General features: G+C 45.5%; 18 protein-coding genes. 2 read left to right on the top strand and 16 right to left on the bottom strand.

Translation table 11 applies throughout. From position 1 onward, the window contains the following. Nucleotides 1–6: 6 nt before the first annotated feature. Nucleotides 7–1,026, top strand: coding sequence for an asparaginase (gene ansA, locus EST55_RS02995; RefSeq protein ID WP_129496446.1), 1,020 nt, complete (start codon nucleotides 7–9; stop codon nucleotides 1,024–1,026). 37 nt (nucleotides 1,027–1,063) lie between these two features. Further along, nucleotides 1,064–2,410: a sodium-dependent transporter gene (locus EST55_RS03000; protein WP_100692079.1), complete on the top strand. Its 1,347-nt coding sequence runs from the start codon at nucleotides 1,064–1,066 to the stop codon at nucleotides 2,408–2,410. A 59-nt stretch (nucleotides 2,411–2,469) separates the two neighbouring features. On the opposite strand, the gene EST55_RS03005 is transcribed toward EST55_RS03000, so the two are convergent. From EST55_RS03005 to EST55_RS03080, 16 genes are all read right to left on the bottom strand, one after another. Continuing rightward, a complete protein-coding gene (locus EST55_RS03005; RefSeq protein ID WP_129496447.1) occupies nucleotides 2,470–3,957 on the bottom strand; it encodes a bifunctional 2-methylcitrate dehydratase/aconitate hydratase in 1,488 nt (495 codons plus the stop codon). A 311-nt stretch (nucleotides 3,958–4,268) separates the two neighbouring features. After that, entirely contained in the window at nucleotides 4,269–5,057 is a 789-nt protein-coding gene (locus EST55_RS03010) for a TatD family hydrolase (protein WP_129496448.1), read from the bottom strand. A 17-nt stretch (nucleotides 5,058–5,074) separates the two neighbouring features. Continuing rightward, complete coding sequence (locus EST55_RS03015) at nucleotides 5,075–5,419, bottom strand: hypothetical protein (RefSeq protein ID WP_129496449.1); 345 nt, start codon at nucleotides 5,417–5,419, stop codon at nucleotides 5,075–5,077. Nucleotides 5,420–5,446: 27 nt separating this feature from the next. Continuing rightward, a complete protein-coding gene (locus tag EST55_RS03020; RefSeq protein WP_129496450.1) occupies nucleotides 5,447–6,313 on the bottom strand; it encodes a DNA polymerase III subunit delta' in 867 nt (288 codons plus the stop codon). Beyond that, complete coding sequence (gene tmk, locus EST55_RS03025; protein ID WP_100692074.1) at nucleotides 6,313–6,930, bottom strand: dTMP kinase; 618 nt, start codon at nucleotides 6,928–6,930, stop codon at nucleotides 6,313–6,315. The genes EST55_RS03020 and tmk overlap by 1 nt, the downstream gene beginning before the upstream one ends. A gap of 2 nt (nucleotides 6,931–6,932) precedes the next feature. Beyond that, complete coding sequence (mltG, locus tag EST55_RS03030; RefSeq protein ID WP_129496451.1) at nucleotides 6,933–7,952, bottom strand: endolytic transglycosylase MltG; 1,020 nt, start codon at nucleotides 7,950–7,952, stop codon at nucleotides 6,933–6,935. Further along, the gene (gene pabC / locus EST55_RS03035; RefSeq protein WP_129496452.1) at nucleotides 7,949–8,737 is read right to left on the bottom strand and encodes an aminodeoxychorismate lyase; all 789 of its coding nucleotides are present in this window, start codon (nucleotides 8,735–8,737) and stop codon (nucleotides 7,949–7,951) included. The genes mltG and pabC overlap by 4 nt, the downstream gene beginning before the upstream one ends. Before the next feature lie 56 nt (nucleotides 8,738–8,793). Beyond that, on the bottom strand, nucleotides 8,794–9,033 hold the full coding sequence (acpP, locus tag EST55_RS03040) for an acyl carrier protein (RefSeq protein ID WP_088768130.1): 240 nt from the start codon (nucleotides 9,031–9,033) through the stop codon (nucleotides 8,794–8,796). Nucleotides 9,034–9,150: 117 nt separating this feature from the next. Further along, entirely contained in the window at nucleotides 9,151–9,885 is a 735-nt protein-coding gene (gene fabG, locus EST55_RS03045) for a 3-oxoacyl-ACP reductase FabG (RefSeq protein ID WP_129496453.1), read from the bottom strand. A 14-nt stretch (nucleotides 9,886–9,899) separates the two neighbouring features. Further along, nucleotides 9,900–10,817 (bottom strand): ACP S-malonyltransferase, encoded by a 918-nt coding sequence (gene fabD, locus EST55_RS03050; protein WP_129496454.1) that lies wholly within the window; start codon nucleotides 10,815–10,817, stop codon nucleotides 9,900–9,902. 10 nt (nucleotides 10,818–10,827) lie between these two features. Next, the gene (locus tag EST55_RS03055) at nucleotides 10,828–11,787 is read right to left on the bottom strand and encodes a beta-ketoacyl-ACP synthase III (protein WP_088768127.1); all 960 of its coding nucleotides are present in this window, start codon (nucleotides 11,785–11,787) and stop codon (nucleotides 10,828–10,830) included. 14 nt (nucleotides 11,788–11,801) lie between these two features. After that, complete coding sequence (gene plsX / locus EST55_RS03060) at nucleotides 11,802–12,827, bottom strand: phosphate acyltransferase PlsX (protein WP_129496455.1); 1,026 nt, start codon at nucleotides 12,825–12,827, stop codon at nucleotides 11,802–11,804. A gap of 8 nt (nucleotides 12,828–12,835) precedes the next feature. Then, nucleotides 12,836–13,006, bottom strand: coding sequence for a 50S ribosomal protein L32 (gene rpmF / locus EST55_RS03065; protein ID WP_011234590.1), 171 nt, complete (start codon nucleotides 13,004–13,006; stop codon nucleotides 12,836–12,838). Nucleotides 13,007–13,022: 16 nt separating this feature from the next. Continuing rightward, nucleotides 13,023–13,550 (bottom strand): 23S rRNA accumulation protein YceD, encoded by a 528-nt coding sequence (yceD, locus tag EST55_RS03070; RefSeq protein WP_100692067.1) that lies wholly within the window; start codon nucleotides 13,548–13,550, stop codon nucleotides 13,023–13,025. A gap of 75 nt (nucleotides 13,551–13,625) precedes the next feature. Next, entirely contained in the window at nucleotides 13,626–14,219 is a 594-nt protein-coding gene (locus EST55_RS03075) for a Maf family protein (RefSeq protein WP_100692066.1), read from the bottom strand. Continuing rightward, nucleotides 14,216–14,875: an HAD-IA family hydrolase gene (locus EST55_RS03080; RefSeq protein WP_100692065.1), complete on the bottom strand. Its 660-nt coding sequence runs from the start codon at nucleotides 14,873–14,875 to the stop codon at nucleotides 14,216–14,218. The genes EST55_RS03075 and EST55_RS03080 overlap by 4 nt, the downstream gene beginning before the upstream one ends. Between the last annotated feature and the right edge of the window lie 15 nt (nucleotides 14,876–14,890).

The raw sequence follows: 14,890 nt of genomic DNA on the forward strand, positions 1-14,890 counted from the left end.
ACGCAAGTGCCTCGTAAAAAGATATATGTCGCTTATACTGGCGGAACCATAGGTATGAAAAAATCGGAACAGGGATACGTTCCGGTCGCGGGGCACTTAAGTGATTGTGTACAAAAAATGCCGGAATTTTTCAGGGAAGAAATGCCGGAATTTGTTATCCACGAATACTGTCCTTTAATGGACTCATCAAATATGACCCCGGCAGATTGGGTCACCATAGCTCGCGATATTGAAAACAACTACGCTGAATATGACGGTTTCGTGATTTTGCATGGTACTGACACCATGGCTTATACCGCCTCTGCACTGTCGTTCATGCTACAAAACCTAGCGAAACCGGTCATCGTTACTGGTTCTCAAATTCCTTTGGCCGCACTGCGCTCAGACGGTCAAACTAACTTGCTGAATGCGCTATATGTTGCGGCTAACTACCCTATTCCCGAAGTTGGCTTGTTCTTCAACAACACACTGTTCCGTGGCAACCGGTCGACTAAGTCTGATGCTAACGGCTTTAATGCGTTTTCGTCCCCTAATTTCCCTTCACTGCTGGAAGCGGGTATACAAATTCGTCTTAATGCAGGTCAGTTAACCGAAACACAAGAGCCCCCGCGAAAACTTAATGTTGTAGAAATGACTCCTCAGCCTATTGGTGTCGTGATGCTTTACCCCGGTATTTCACCAGACATTATCGACAATCAGTTAAAACAACCAGTAAAAGCGCTTATTTTACAAAGTTATGGTGTCGGCAATGCGCCGCAAAACGATGCTCTACTTTCTGTATTAAAGCGCGGTATTGATAACGGTATTACCATTTTAAACTGCACCCAATGCTTTAAGGGCCGGGTCGACATGGATGGTTATGCGACGGGTAATGCATTGGCTAAGCTCGGCTTAGTATCCGGCTCTGATATGACCATTGAAGCAGCATTGACCAAGTTGCATTATCTGCTTTCGCAAGACATTTCTCATAGCGAGATTCAAAAACTGTTACAGAAGAATTTACGCGGCGAATTAACTCCGCCATAATCGAGCACTGACTTTAATCAATAATAATAACAATATCATGGCTAAAAATACGTCTCCGGCTTTTGCCTCGCGATTAGGCTTTATTCTCGCTGCTGCCGGCTCCGCTGTTGGAGTAGGCAATATTTGGGGCTTTCCAACGCAGGCAGCCAGTAATGGTGGCGGTGCGTTCTTGTTGGTTTACCTCGTTATGATCGCGATTCTTGCTTACCCTATGCTTGTGGCAGAAGTCACCATCGGTCGTATTCGACAGAACAACCCGATTGAAGCGCTAAGAAATCTGTCTGACAAAGCTTTTTTCCGGGGAACCGGTGCTATCGCCGGCGTTGTTGGTCTTGTCGTGCTAAGTTTAATTTTAAGCTTTTATGCGATTGTTTCGGGTTGGCTGATCTCATACATGATATCGCCATTACTTATCTTTGTCGGGTTGCCCTCGACTGCAGCCTGGTTTGTCGAGTTTTCGGAAGCTCGCAACATGGCCACCATGATATTTTTCATGCTGCTGACCGTCTATGTTGTGCGCTCAGGCGTGAATAATGGCATTGAGCGCTGGTCACGTCGGCTCATGCCGATGTTGTTTGTTTTGCTTATTGGCATGTCAGCGTACATTTTGACCCAAGACGGGGCTATCGATGGCCTCAAAATGTATTTAGTTCCAGACTTCTCTCAAATTAGCGACCCACAACTCATTATACGCGCCATGGGTCAGGCCTTTTTCTCGTTGTCATTGGGCGTATGTGTCATGATGACCTACGGCGCTTATCTATCAAACAAAGAAAATATTCCTAAAACGGCTGCCTGGGTGGCAGGTATCGATACCAGCGTAGCGTTTTTAGCGGGGCTTTTAATTCTACCGGCTATGTTCGTGGCTCAGTCCAATGGCGTTCAAATATACGCCGATGACGGTACCTTACTTTCAGCGGACACACTCGTATTCACTGTATTGCCAGCCATGTTTGATACCCTTGGTACTGCTGGTTTATTTGTATCCTTTGGCTTTTTCTTACTCATGGTTATTGCCGCTATTACGTCGTCTATTTCAATGCTGGAAGCGCCGGTTAATGCATTACGTGAAGAAGCCCGCTGCGACAGAAGTTCCGGCGTATGGATAGTAACACTGGTGGTTACGGCGATTTCTACTACGATTATCTATAATTTCGAGTCGCTTTTTGGTGCCGTTGTCACCTTTAGCACAGTTTATATGCAGCCAATAATGGCTCTTGTTTTTGCTGTTATGCTGACCTGGGTTTTACGTCAAAACCACCTATTGAAAGCCTTGAAACAAGGCTCTCCGGATATTGATAAAAGTCTATTCTGGAAAGTTTGGCCCTGGTACGTAAAGTTTGTTTGCCCAGTCCTTATTCTCCTGATTATTTGGCAAGGCTAATAGCTAACCGGGCGGTGCTTCTTAATTGCACCGCCCGGCTCTTGATAACGCCTAAGTAACTAAATGACCCATTTGTCCATGAAAGTATCCACAGCTAATTGATCAAACGTCGTTTCGTCGGTCGTACAGAGTGAAAATATTTCATCCGCATGACTGGCTGGAAAGCGTTTTTTCAAGCTGCTTTTAAACTTCTCTTTTAAAACCGGTATGCCCTCGTCACGGCGTTTACGATGACCAATCGGATATTCGACAGCCACCTTTTCTGTTTTACTGCCGTCTTTAAAAAACACCTGCACCGCGTTCGCAATAGAGCGTTTGTCCGGATTGAGATAATCTTTGCTGTACTGCTCGTCCTCTTCAACAAACATTTTCTCCCTAAGCTCGTCAATTTCTGGGTGTGCACTATGAAAGTTGTCTTCATAATGATCCGCATTCAACTCGCCCCAAATGAGAGGAACAGCAGTCATATACTGCAAGCAATGATCCCGATCCGCGGGATTAGCAAGCTTACCTTCTTTAGAAATAATACGAATCGCTGACTCATGCGTGGTAATCACGATCTTTTCTATGTCGTCAATTCGACCTTTCACATCAGAGTGAAGTTTTACGGCAGCTTCACAGGCTGTTTGGGCATGAAACTCAGCTGGGAAAGACAACTTGAATAAAATGTTTTCCATAACATAGCTGCCGTAGTCACGCTGAAACTTAAACTCTCTGTCTTTTTTATCCTTAAGTTTCTGATCTCTATTCGTTTTACTGAACAGCACATCGTAAAAGCCCCACTGCGGTGCTGTTAAAGCGCCGGGAATACCCATTTCTCCTCGTTGGGTAATGTCTGCCAGTCGAACGGCTCGTGACGTTGCGTCGCCCGCAGCCCACGACTTACGCGACCCTGCATTTGGGGCGTGACGATAGGTTCTCAGCGACTGACCGTCTACCCAAGCCTGAGACAGCGCGGCCATAATTTGCTCTTTGCTTGCGCCCATTAACCAACTGACCACCGCAGTTGAAGCGACTTTTACCAGTACAACATGGTCGAGCCCAACCCGATTAAAGCTGTTCTCAATCGCCAGGTTTCCCTGAATCTCATGCGCTTTAATCATTCCTTCCAGAACGTTCTTTATTGTCAGAGGCTCAAGTCCCCGACTTCGGCGTTGCTGAGAAATAAAGTCAGCTGTCGCTAATATACCACCCAAATTGTCCGACGGATGACCCCACTCCGCCGCCAGCCATGTGTCGTTAAAGTCTAACCAGCGAACTATACAACCAATGTCCCAGGCAGCTTTAACCGGATCTAATGTGAACTGAGTTCCGGGAACCCGGGCTCCATTAGGCACTGACGTTCCCTGAACCATAGGGCCTAAATGCTTCGCACATTCGGGATAGCCTAATGCCAACATTCCACACCCCAACGTATCCATCAAACAATACCGGGCTGTGCTCCAGGCTTCTTCGCTGGTGACTTTATAGTTCATGACATAGTCGGCAATATCGACGATAACCCTGTCGTAATCTGGACGTTTGTTTTGTTCAACAGTCGTAGACATTATCACTCCTTAATTCAAAGGCTTACTCAAACAGCTACGGAATCGGTCGGTTGATTGATCGCTTTTTACGTTTATTTTGGATAAAAAAAACCCGGAACCAATCCAGATTGTTCCGGGTATAGGGGAATGGCTCATGGGATGAGCCGTGCGCTAACTCATGATAAAACAGTCTCATTTATCCTGCTTAAAATTCATCCAACAATTTCTAGTGTAGACAATAATTGATGGATGTCTAATTTTTTTACAGTTTCTTTTAACTTAATGTTTTTGAAGTACTAAACCTCTTTTACTCACAAGTTACACACAGCTCATTAAGAGGCTTTGAACAGCTTATAAAAGTTCTCAGTCGTGACTCTGGCGACCTCTTCAAGCGTCATACCTTTAACGTCAGCAACGCATTTAGCAACCTCAGTTACATAAGCAGGCTGGTTCACTTTTCCACGATGAGGTACCGGTGCTAACCATGGGCTGTCGGTTTCAATGAGCAGCTTATCAAGTGGTAACGCTTTGACGGTATCGCGTAGCTCCGATGCACTTCGAAAAGACGCAATGCCGGAAATAGAAATATAAAAGTCCAACGCGTCGATGGCTTCTTTTGCCATCTCATAAGATTCAGTAAAACAGTGCAGGACGCCACCGGGCTTGTCGGCATGACCCTGCTTTAACATTGCCAGAGTATCTTCGCGTGCGTCACGAGTATGAATAATAAGGGGTTTATTCAACTCCCCTGCTACGGCAATATGTTGCTCAAAGTTGTTCTGCTGCTTTACTTTTGAGTCCGGATCATAGAAATAGTCGAGACCAGTTTCGCCAATCGCCACCACTTTCGGCTCACTGGCAAGTTCAGTTAACGTTGCCGTCATTTCATCGGCGTTATGACTCTCTTCATTAACATAAAGCGGATGCACGCCACAGGATAACGAAACATTGTCATACGCTGATACCGTGTCACGCATCTTAGGATACTCATCCAGCGTTACACAAACACACAACATGTGCTCAACGTTATTTTTGCGGGCGTTCTCTACTAAGCCGGCCAAGTCCGTCCCCACTTTGTTCGGGTCAATACGATCTAAATGGCAATGCGAATCAACAAACATCCAATGCTCCGTTGCAATTAAGTTGCGCAAGAATTTATTAACGAATCAAAGAGTTTACCATATTCGGCTTTGTACTGGTTAGTCAGGTAACTCAGTCGATGCCCGGTGGCGATGTCTTGCGGTAATAGGCTTATAACATAAGGAAAAGATTTGTCATCAAACAGCCAGGATACCTGGGCACTGAAATGAAACGGCGATGCCGCTATGTCAGGTAAAAACAGCTCAACATCAACGCTCTTGCCTAATACGTAATCGCCATCATCAAGCTCTGTCACTAAAATTGAGGTATATTTAAAGAAAGGCACCGTTCGTGCCGCTAATTCACGAACTGAATCAATATCAATGCGAACCGATTTAGACATAAGACCCCTTTTATAAAATCTGGAGCCTTATTCCTCACCTAAAAGAAAGTTTGACCAGCGGCTCCAGGCAAGGGTTAATAATAACGGTAAATTAATGCCTGGTGAGCCCTGATATATCTGACGTAACTGTCGGCATTCTGATACCCATTCGCTTAAATGGCGCGCATCCAGCCATGAGCACTCTACCAATCTCTTGTCGTTATCGAGTAAGCCAGGAAAGTAAAAACGCTCTTCCGGGAGGCGATTTAACTCAGCTAACATATCAGAAACCAAGCGCTCAGAGAGCATCAACCAGTCAGCAGCCATTGCTTTGTCCTTTAGCTCGGGTAACGGCGCTAGTTTATGCAACGCATCAAATAATTCGGCTGCCTGTGCGTTTTGCTCTTCCGTTTGTGCCGCCTCGGGGTAAGGGATGTTTAACCATTGCATACGGCTTCGCAGGGTTGGCAATAGTTGTTCAGGTTGTTTTGTTGATACCAACCAGCAGGTGTCTTCTGGTGGCTCTTCCAGCACTTTTAGCAACGCGTTAGATGCCTGCTCAGTCATTTTCTCAGCTTGCAAAATTACCGCAACTTTAAAGCCCCCCTGATTTGCTTTATTGACAATGTTTTTTTGCAGGCCCCGAATTTCATCAACACCTATCCGACTGGTTTCGTCACCATCAAGTGTCCATGTATCCGGATGGTTTCCCGCAGCATACAGCAAGCACGATTTACATTGGTTACAAGCACTTTTCCCTTTCGACTGGCACAGCAAATACTTGGTGAACTGCTCAATGAAGCTGTTACTGCCGTGTGCCAGGTTGTGCTTTAAATAGTAAGCATGAGCCAGTCTATTGCTTTCATAAGCATTGACTAACCGTAACCATGCATCTCGTAGCCAGGGAGCCGCCATTAAAACAAGTTCTCCTCTAGAGTTCGTAGAATAGCTTCGTGAACTTTTAACATCGGTTGGTTTGCATCAATTACAAAAACAGAAGGGTCTTTCGCTGCAATGTTTAAGTAGGCTTGTCGAGTTCGTTTAAAAAACGCCAAATCTTCTTCTTCAATTCTATCCAGCTGCCCTCGCTCACGCGCACGCTTTAAACCAGCTTCCTCGTCAACGTCCAATAAAATGGTCAAGTCCGGGTAGAAGTTTCCCAATGTTATCGCTCTAAGCTTTTGCAATAAATCATCTCCAAGCTGGCGACCGCCCCCTTGATAGGCCCGGGAGGATAAATCGTGCCTGTCGCCAATAACCCATGTTCCATCCATCAAGTGAGGCTTAATAATATTCTCCACCAACTGAACTCGACTGGCGTACATTAGCAGCAACTCAGTTGTCGGCACTACGGTTTCATCCCATTTTTTCTTAACCAAGTCCCGCAAAGACTCGGCTAGAGGAGTTCCACCTGGCTCTCGAACCGCTTCTGTCTGAATACCTTTCGCTTGCAAATGAGTAATGACATTCGCAATAGCAGAGCTTTTACCTGCCCCTTCCAGGCCTTCAATAACAACAAACTTCCCTTTCATATTCACTCTTTATTTAGTTGGTAGCGGCGCACCGCTTTATTATGCTCTTCCAGCGTTTCTGAAAATACGTGACCACCAGTGTCATCAGCGACAAAGTAATAAAACGGCGAGTCATCTGGGTTAGCGGCTGCCTCGAGTGACGCCTTGCCTGGCATAGCAATGGGGGTCGGAGGTAAGCCATTAATTCGATAGGTGTTATAGACCGTTTTCTCACGCAAATGTGCACGGGTCAAGTTGCCGTCAAAATCCTCAATGCCATAAATTGTAGTTGGATCGGACTGCAGCCGCATACCAATAGCCAAACGATTAGCAAAAACGCTGGCAACCAAACTTCTTTCACCCGAGATACCTGTCTCTTTTTCTATTATTGACGCTAAAATCAGCAGCTCATAAGGAGATTCTACCGGACAAGCTTCAGAGCGATTGCTCCAAACGTCGGCTAACGTTTTTTGCATTGACTCATAAGCATTTTTTAAAATACCGGAAACCGTCGAGTAGGCTCGGTAAGTATAGGTTTCCGGCAATAATAGACCTTCTAAAGAATCAACGGTTGGTCCAAGACTTTCTTGTAAGGCATTCGCTGCAGATTTTGCGTCGCCACTCAAGTAAGGCGCCGAATTGAGCGTGAACAACCATTGTTGCAATGTATGACCTTCTACAAGAGTGACTGAAAATTGAAGCTCGTCACCGTTTGAAACCATGGACCAGACGTCAAACCAATTATGTTCCGGCTTAACCTCATAAACCCCCGCCCGCAAATGGCTAACACCGCCCAATAGCCGACTAAAACCATAACGCAGCTGTTTATTATCCAATATGGACTCACCCAAAGCGTAATGCTCACTGACTTGTGTAATGACATACCGAGCATGTTTGCCTTTGGGAAACTCCAGTATTAACGGCTCATTTACTGAACTACTGGTAAAGGGCTGAGACAAATAGTAATAACCATAGCTAAGCGCGCCTGCACCAATGACAACAAAGAAAAAAGCAATAACAAACAAACGTTTTAGCAAAGTCATAAAGCCAGGCGTTTTACTTTCTCAGGTAACGGAAGATCTTCAAATACTTTACCATTAAATGAGCGAACAGGGACAGCACCACGGACACTGTTACAAACGAAAATTTGCTCAGCCTGTTCAAGATCGGCCACTCTTCCCTCTTTTATATCGAGGTTGCCAAGAGCGTTACTGTTAATGATGTGTTGTCGCATGACTCCGTCTATACCAGCCGACGTTAGTGAGGGTGTCTGCCAGCGCCCACGCTTCTTCCAAAAAAGGTTTCCCTGCACAGCCTCTATAACACGTCCGTCATTGGTACAGACGACTAAATCATCAAGGCCCTTTTCTGATTTCTCAGCACTCAGCAACACCTGTTCTAAACGATTAAGTGTTTTAAGCCCTGCCAGAACGGTTTGCTCGGCTAAAGTCACGTTAGCAAGCCCTACGTCAAGTGGGTTCTGAGGTTCCGGTAACGTACTGATCTGAATGTATTCGTTCGCTTCTATGCGATGATCATACCCATAGCCTTGAGCACTATTGCCACGAGTAACAATAACCTTACACACTCCTTGTTCAACGTCTTTCGCCAGTTCTGTCAGTCGATTTCTTAAGGTCGTAAAGGTCGAATGGTAAATGCGAAGAGTCTTATTCGCATGAGCTAATCGGGCAAGGTGGGCCTCTAAATGTTCGGGAGCAGCATTAAGAATACGAAGTGTGGTGAAATGACCATCACCAAACTGAAGCCCTCGGTCAAGAGCACCAATATCAGTGGCTTGAGTATTAAAAAACTGTTTTATCAATGTCATAACGAAAATAGGCGGAACCAAAGTTCCGCCTATTGTCTCAATAATTCTCTGAAAAATTAATCGTCAGAGTGATTATTTACGTAATCAATTGCTGCTTGAACAGTTTTGATTTTTTCAGCTTCTTCATCAGGAATTTCAGTTTCAAATTCTTCTTCCAAAGCCATTACCAACTCAACTGTGTCCAAAGAGTCAGCACCCAGGTCATTTTCAAATGACGCTTCAGGCTTAACTTCTTCTTCTTTAACACCCAGTTGTTCAACAATGATTTTCTTTACGCGTTCTTCGATAGTACTCATTTATAAAATCCCTCAAATAGTCGTCGCGAGAGTGAAAGTTGGCCGTAGTTTAGTGAAACCAGCCTCATTAATAAAGTAAAAATTCGGATAAAATTAAGAGGTCGTACCGCTGACCACTTAAACCATCGCCATTCCGCCATTAACGTGAATGGTTTCACCCGTAATATAAGCTGCGCCATCGGACGCCAAAAATGTCACTGCAGACGCAATTTCATCGGGTTTACCCAGTCTTGCAGCAGGAATATTAGCAAAAATACTTTCTTTTTGCTCCTCCGTTAAGGCCTTTGTCATGTCGGTATCAATAAACCCTGGCGACACACAGTTCACGGTTATTCCGCGTGCAGCCACCTCTTTGGCCAGCGACTTACTGAAGCCGACGAGCCCAGCTTTTGCTGCACAGTAGTTGACTTGACCGGGGTTGCCTGTCGTGCCAACAACCGAACTGATATTAATAATGCGACCATGACGACGTTTCATCATGCCGCGAACCACCGCCTTACAAACACGGAAAATAGCCGTTAAGTTGGTATCGATAACAGAGTTCCACTCGTCATCTTTCATACGCATCATTAAATTATCACGGGTGATACCGGCGTTATTAACCAGGATATCGATGCTGCCAAACTCTTTTTCAAGGGACTTGACCGTTTCCTGCACACTATCTGCATCGGTTACATCCAACGCCATACCCTTACCGTTGTCGCCCAAATAATCAGAAATCGCTAAAGCGCCTTTATCAGAAGTCGCAGTACCGATTACTTTAGCGCCCTCTTTAACGAGCTGCTGCGCAATCGCTTTACCAATTCCTCGACTTGCACCTGTTACTAAAGCAACTTTATTCTCAAAGCTCATGAATTACTCACCTTCTAAATTGAATTCAATGCATCAGCGGTGTTCAGTGCTGAACAACTAAATGATTTTGTTATACGCTTATTTAAGCCCGTTAATACTTTCCCCGGACCCACTTCAAACGCGCTTTCCACGCCCATTTCTGCGGCTTTTTCAACAGACTCAGTCCAGCGCACCGGACAATAAAGTTGTCGGACTAATGCATCTTTTATAGCAGCTGCGTCTGTTTCGATATTCACATCAACATTGTTGATCACATCCACAATAGGCGACTTGATGGTTATTTTCTCAAGTTCCGCTTTTAACTTATCCGCCGCCGGCTTCATTAATGCACAATGAGACGGCACACTGACAGGAAGTGGCAATACCCGCTTAGCACCGGCTTCTTTTAGTGCTTCTCCTGCACGGGAAACCGCTGAGGCATGACCCGCTATAACCACCTGACCAGGCGAATTGTAGTTCACCGGAGTAACAACCTCGCCTTGGGTCTGCTCTTCACAGATTTGCTTAATAACATCGTCGTCTAAACCGATAACCGCTGCCATAGCACCTTCGCCTTCAGCAACAGATTCCTGCATAAACTTGCCGCGAGCTTCGACGAGTTTAACCGCATCTTTAAAGTCAATGGCGTCGGCACAAACCAAAGCTGAATATTCCCCAAGACTATGACCTGCCATAACGACATTATCACCTAAGCCTTTATCTTTAGCTACGCGATACAAGGCTACGCTAGCGGTTAATAATGCGGGCTGAGTAAATTGCGTATCATTAAGCTGATTGTTGGGATCTTGCTGCACAAGTTCCCACAAATCATAGCCAAGCGCGTCGCTTGCTTGTGCGAAAGTCTCCTTTATTATTGCGAACTCATCGGCTAACTCGCCAAGCATACCAACGCTCTGAGAGCCTTGTCCCGGGAAAAATAACGCCGTTGTCATAACTACCCTCTTAATATCGAATTAATGCTGAGCCCCAGGCGAATCCGCCACCAAAGGCTTCTAATAACAAATTATGTCCACGTTTCACTCGACCATCTTTAACCGCCCAGTCTAACGCAATTGGTACCGATGCGGCAGAGGTATTACCGGTTTTGTCTAAAGTAATCACCACTTGTTCCATCGACATCTTTAATTTTTTTGCGGTTGCTTTAATAATGCGTAGATTCGCCTGATGCGGTACTAACCAATCTAAGTCTTCAGGCGACATATCATTTGCCGCTAACGTGTCCGTCACCAGACTGCTTAATTTAGCCACCGCAACTTTGAACACTTCGTTGCCTTTCATGTACATCCAGGCATCGTTTTCGAATTCTTTTATTCGGCTTGCCTGCTTGGCGCCCAGTAAATGGCTGTACTCACCTGCGCTGTATAAATGAGTAGAAATAACACCAGGCTCATGACTCTCTTCTAATATAACCGCTCCAGCACCGTCACCGAACAATACCAATGTATTTCTGTCGTTCGGATCACAAAGTCTGGCAAGTACATCGGTGCCTATCACCAGCGCACGCTTATATTGACCGGTTTTTATAAAGTTGTCGGCCACTGACAGCGCAAAAATAAAGCCGGAACACGCCGCGCCAACGTCAAAAGCAGGAATATTGGTCACATTTAGCATACGCTGGATTTCACAAGCGGCGCTTGGAAACGCATGCTCCGCAGAGGTTGTCGCAACCACAATAACGTCGATGTCATGAGCGTTTAATTGGCTACTTAGTAATGCTTGTTTGGCTGCTTCGGCGCCCAGCGTTGCCGCCGACTCAGTAGAAGACGCAATACGGCGTTCCTTGATACCTGTGCGTTCCGTAATCCATTCGTCTGAGGTATCAACACGGCTGGCAAGGTCATTGTTTGTAAGACGTTGCTCCGGTAAATAGTGACCGGTACCAACGATTCTTGAGTATGTCATAACAACTCTGCGTTTTAAGGCTGTTCAGATAAGACCGCTTCGACCCTGTTCTTAATTCGGTCAGGAAGCTGCTCGTGCGCCTCCGCTACAGCTTGTTGAATTGCACTGTAGAATGCTTCCGCATTGGCACTTCCGTGGCTTTTAATAACCACATGGCGCAATCCTATCAAACTTGCTCCGTTGTAGTGGTCGGGCTTCAGCCTGTCCCAGGACTTGTGGGTACGTCGTTGCAGAAACTTGAAGAAAAAACGATAGAGCCAATGAGAATTCAGCGTCTCTCTCATTTGCTCTATAATAAAGGTTGCTAAGCCTTCGCAGCTTTTCAACGCAATGTTACCGACAAAGCCATCGCAAACGATAACGTCTGAACGACCGCTGAATAAGTGGTTGCCTTCAATAAAGCCGTTATAGTTCAACCCTTCGCACTGACTCAACCTAGCGGCGGCATTGCGGACAACATCGCTGCCTTTAATATCTTCCTCGCCCATGTTTAACAGGCTGATTTTCGGTCTTTCTATACCCAGTAAATGCTCCGCGGCAACCGCTCCCATTACACCAAACTGAAATAAGGTGTCGGAATCGCAGCTGGCGTTTGCACCCAAATCCAATAAAAACGACTTTCCCCCAACCTGATTAGGAATCGCCGTCATGAGGGCAGGCCTTAAAACCCCGGGTAAGGTTTTCACCGTAAAATACGCATTAGTCATTAAGGCGCCAGTATTACCACCACAAACCATTGCATGGCATTGCTCATTGGCAAGTGCTTGTAGGGCAAGACGCATAGACGAATTCGGCTTGCTACGTAACGACTGACCGGGTTTGTCATCCATGAGAATGGTTTGTTCAGCATGAACAAAGCTGACAGCAGTGCTTTCATTAAGCTTGTATTGCTTTAAGAGCGGGTTAATTTGGTCTTCGTGACCAAAAACTGTGAAGTGAGTATTGGGGTAAGTTGAAACAGCTCGTTCCAGAGCTTCAATAACAATAGAGGGGCCATTATCGCCCCCCATTGCATCAATCGCTATATTAAGCTCAGGCATAGCCTGTCTTACTTGTTAACGACCTTGCGACCTTTATAATAACCGTCGGCTGTTACGTGGTGACGACGATGAGTCTCACCAGTAGTTGAGTCAACCGACAGTGTTGGGCCGTCTATCGCATCGTGTGAACGACGCATGTCGCGTCTTGAACGACTTTTCTTACTTTTTTGAACAGCCATTTACGCTATCTCCTGATTATTTACGCTTTAATTCTTGTAATACGGCAAACGGGTTATCAGATTCGTCTTTCTCAGACTCGTCGATTTCACCCCATGTCATCGCATCACGGTCTACCTGACAAGATTTAGCATCGTGCTTGGGTACTAAAGGCATTGCCAGAATTAATTCATCTTCAATAAGCCCATGCAGATTGACCTCACCAAACTCATTCACCTCGATAGCTTCATAGCTTTCCGGGAAATCATCGGCCACCTGCCGCTTAGTGACAGGAGCATACGCAAATTGCGCACAAATATCAACTGTTAAAGGCGTATTGCAGCGTTCGCAAAGCACCTGAATCTGTACTTTTGCGTCACCTGCAAAATAGCTTATGCCTTGTTCATCAATACCAAATTCAACCTTAACGTCAGGATCAGGACATGACTCTACGAGTAACTCCTGAAACCGGGTTAACGTTTTAGCTGGTACTAAGCCCTCGTAAGTCACCTTTTTATTGGCACATTTTACGGGGTCTACCGTTACGGGAATACGAACCTTTTGCATAGCGCGCGAATGTTACCTTAAGTTGGTGTCAAGTGACAAGATAAATCGGGCTTGAACGCCTATTATCTTCAATAATTAGTTCAATGGGTTAATCCCTTGAGATCTTAGCATATCCAACAGCGCAATAGTGGGAAGTCCTATCAACGTATTGGGATCATTCCCTTTCATTTGACTAAAAAGACTTACGCCTAACCCTTCACTTTTAAAGCTGCCAGCACAGTCCAGCGGCTGTTCAAGCTCGACATAGCGCGCAATCTCTCTGTCAGTAAGGTTGCCCCGAAATGTCACGAAGAAAGGCTCAATACGGACTTCGCACTGCGATGTTTTTGAATTTAACACCGCAAGTCCGGTGTAAAAAGTAACTGTTTTACCAACGAAGCTCTGTAATTGCTCAATGGCTTTCTGTGTGGTTCCGGGTTTCCCAAGAATATTACCATCACATACGGCCACTTGGTCAGAGCCGATAATAATAGCCGGCTCTCCGTTGAGCTTTTTAGCTACCGCTTGCGCTTTTTCTTCTGCTAGGCGTCCGACCAGCTGCTCTGGTTGCTCTTCATTAACCGCTGACTCATCAATATCAGGCTTCACGACATTATAAATTAAATGCAGCTTATCCATTATCGCCCGACGATATTTTGAACCTGAGCCAAGCACCAGTGGGAGTGTCATAACCTCTCCTTTAATATAAAGTTCGAAAGTTCCGTTAAAGATGACGCAATATACTTTGCTCCGGCCGCTTCTAGTTGCTCCGCTTGATGGGCGCCCATCGTCACACCGATTGGAAACACACCTGCGGCAGAGCCCATTTTTATGTCATGAATTGAGTCACCGACCATAACGGTGTCCTTGGGGCTGTGTCCGGCCTCATCCATAAGTTCAAGCAGCATGTCTGGGTTGGGTTTGCCTTTTGATTCATTAGCGCATCGTGAATAAGGAAAGAAAGACGCCATATTTGTTTCCTGCCAAACTCGATCCAAACCTCTGCGCGCTTTTCCTGTCGCTACTGCAAGTTTCAAATTGCGTTCTTTCAACCGCTCCAATGACGTAATTGCATCATCGAATAAAGGCGATGCTACCGTATTTAACGTCACATACTCATCTTTGTAACGATCTAAAAATCGTTGTTTTTGCACTGAATTCAATTTCCCAAATAAGGCTTCAATGGCAGGCTCCAAACTTAACCCAATAATGTCTTTTGTTGCTTGCTCAGACGGCGGTGTTAAGCCAACGTACTCTGCGGTTCGTTGCATTGAAGAAACAATGCGTCCGATGGAGTCCATTAAGGTGCCGTCCCAGTCAAAAATAATGAATTTAAATTGCGACATGACTACTACTCAGTT

Source organism: Idiomarina sp. 29L, from assembly GCF_004123135.1.
Lineage (GTDB): Bacteria > Pseudomonadota > Gammaproteobacteria > Enterobacterales > Alteromonadaceae > Idiomarina.

What these genes read in the sequence shown, in the direction of transcription:
- EST55_RS03010 (WP_129496448.1), bottom strand. Translation starts at nt 5,057, where the DNA reads ATGTTTGTTGATTCGCATTGCCATTTAGATCGTATTGACCCGAACAAA.
- EST55_RS03055 (WP_088768127.1), bottom strand. Translation starts at nt 11,787, where the DNA reads ATGACATACTCAAGAATCGTTGGTACCGGTCACTATTTACCGGAGCAA.
- EST55_RS03000 (WP_100692079.1), top strand. Translation starts at nt 1,064, where the DNA reads ATGGCTAAAAATACGTCTCCGGCTTTTGCCTCGCGATTAGGCTTTATT.
- fabD (WP_129496454.1), bottom strand. Translation starts at nt 10,817, where the DNA reads ATGACAACGGCGTTATTTTTCCCGGGACAAGGCTCTCAGAGCGTTGGT.
- acpP (WP_088768130.1), bottom strand. Translation starts at nt 9,033, where the DNA reads ATGAGTACTATCGAAGAACGCGTAAAGAAAATCATTGTTGAACAACTG.
- yceD (WP_100692067.1), bottom strand. Translation starts at nt 13,550, where the DNA reads ATGCAAAAGGTTCGTATTCCCGTAACGGTAGACCCCGTAAAATGTGCC.
- plsX (WP_129496455.1), bottom strand. Translation starts at nt 12,827, where the DNA reads ATGCCTGAGCTTAATATAGCGATTGATGCAATGGGGGGCGATAATGGC.
- EST55_RS03075 (WP_100692066.1), bottom strand. Translation starts at nt 14,219, where the DNA reads ATGACACTCCCACTGGTGCTTGGCTCAGGTTCAAAATATCGTCGGGCG.
- fabG (WP_129496453.1), bottom strand. Translation starts at nt 9,885, where the DNA reads ATGAGCTTTGAGAATAAAGTTGCTTTAGTAACAGGTGCAAGTCGAGGA.
- mltG (WP_129496451.1), bottom strand. Translation starts at nt 7,952, where the DNA reads ATGACTTTGCTAAAACGTTTGTTTGTTATTGCTTTTTTCTTTGTTGTC.
- EST55_RS03015 (WP_129496449.1), bottom strand. Translation starts at nt 5,419, where the DNA reads ATGTCTAAATCGGTTCGCATTGATATTGATTCAGTTCGTGAATTAGCG.
- EST55_RS03005 (WP_129496447.1), bottom strand. Translation starts at nt 3,957, where the DNA reads ATGTCTACGACTGTTGAACAAAACAAACGTCCAGATTACGACAGGGTT.
- EST55_RS03080 (WP_100692065.1), bottom strand. Translation starts at nt 14,875, where the DNA reads ATGTCGCAATTTAAATTCATTATTTTTGACTGGGACGGCACCTTAATG.
- tmk (WP_100692074.1), bottom strand. Translation starts at nt 6,930, where the DNA reads ATGAAAGGGAAGTTTGTTGTTATTGAAGGCCTGGAAGGGGCAGGTAAA.
- pabC (WP_129496452.1), bottom strand. Translation starts at nt 8,737, where the DNA reads ATGACATTGATAAAACAGTTTTTTAATACTCAAGCCACTGATATTGGT.
- EST55_RS03020 (WP_129496450.1), bottom strand. Translation starts at nt 6,313, where the DNA reads ATGGCGGCTCCCTGGCTACGAGATGCATGGTTACGGTTAGTCAATGCT.
- rpmF (WP_011234590.1), bottom strand. Translation starts at nt 13,006, where the DNA reads ATGGCTGTTCAAAAAAGTAAGAAAAGTCGTTCAAGACGCGACATGCGT.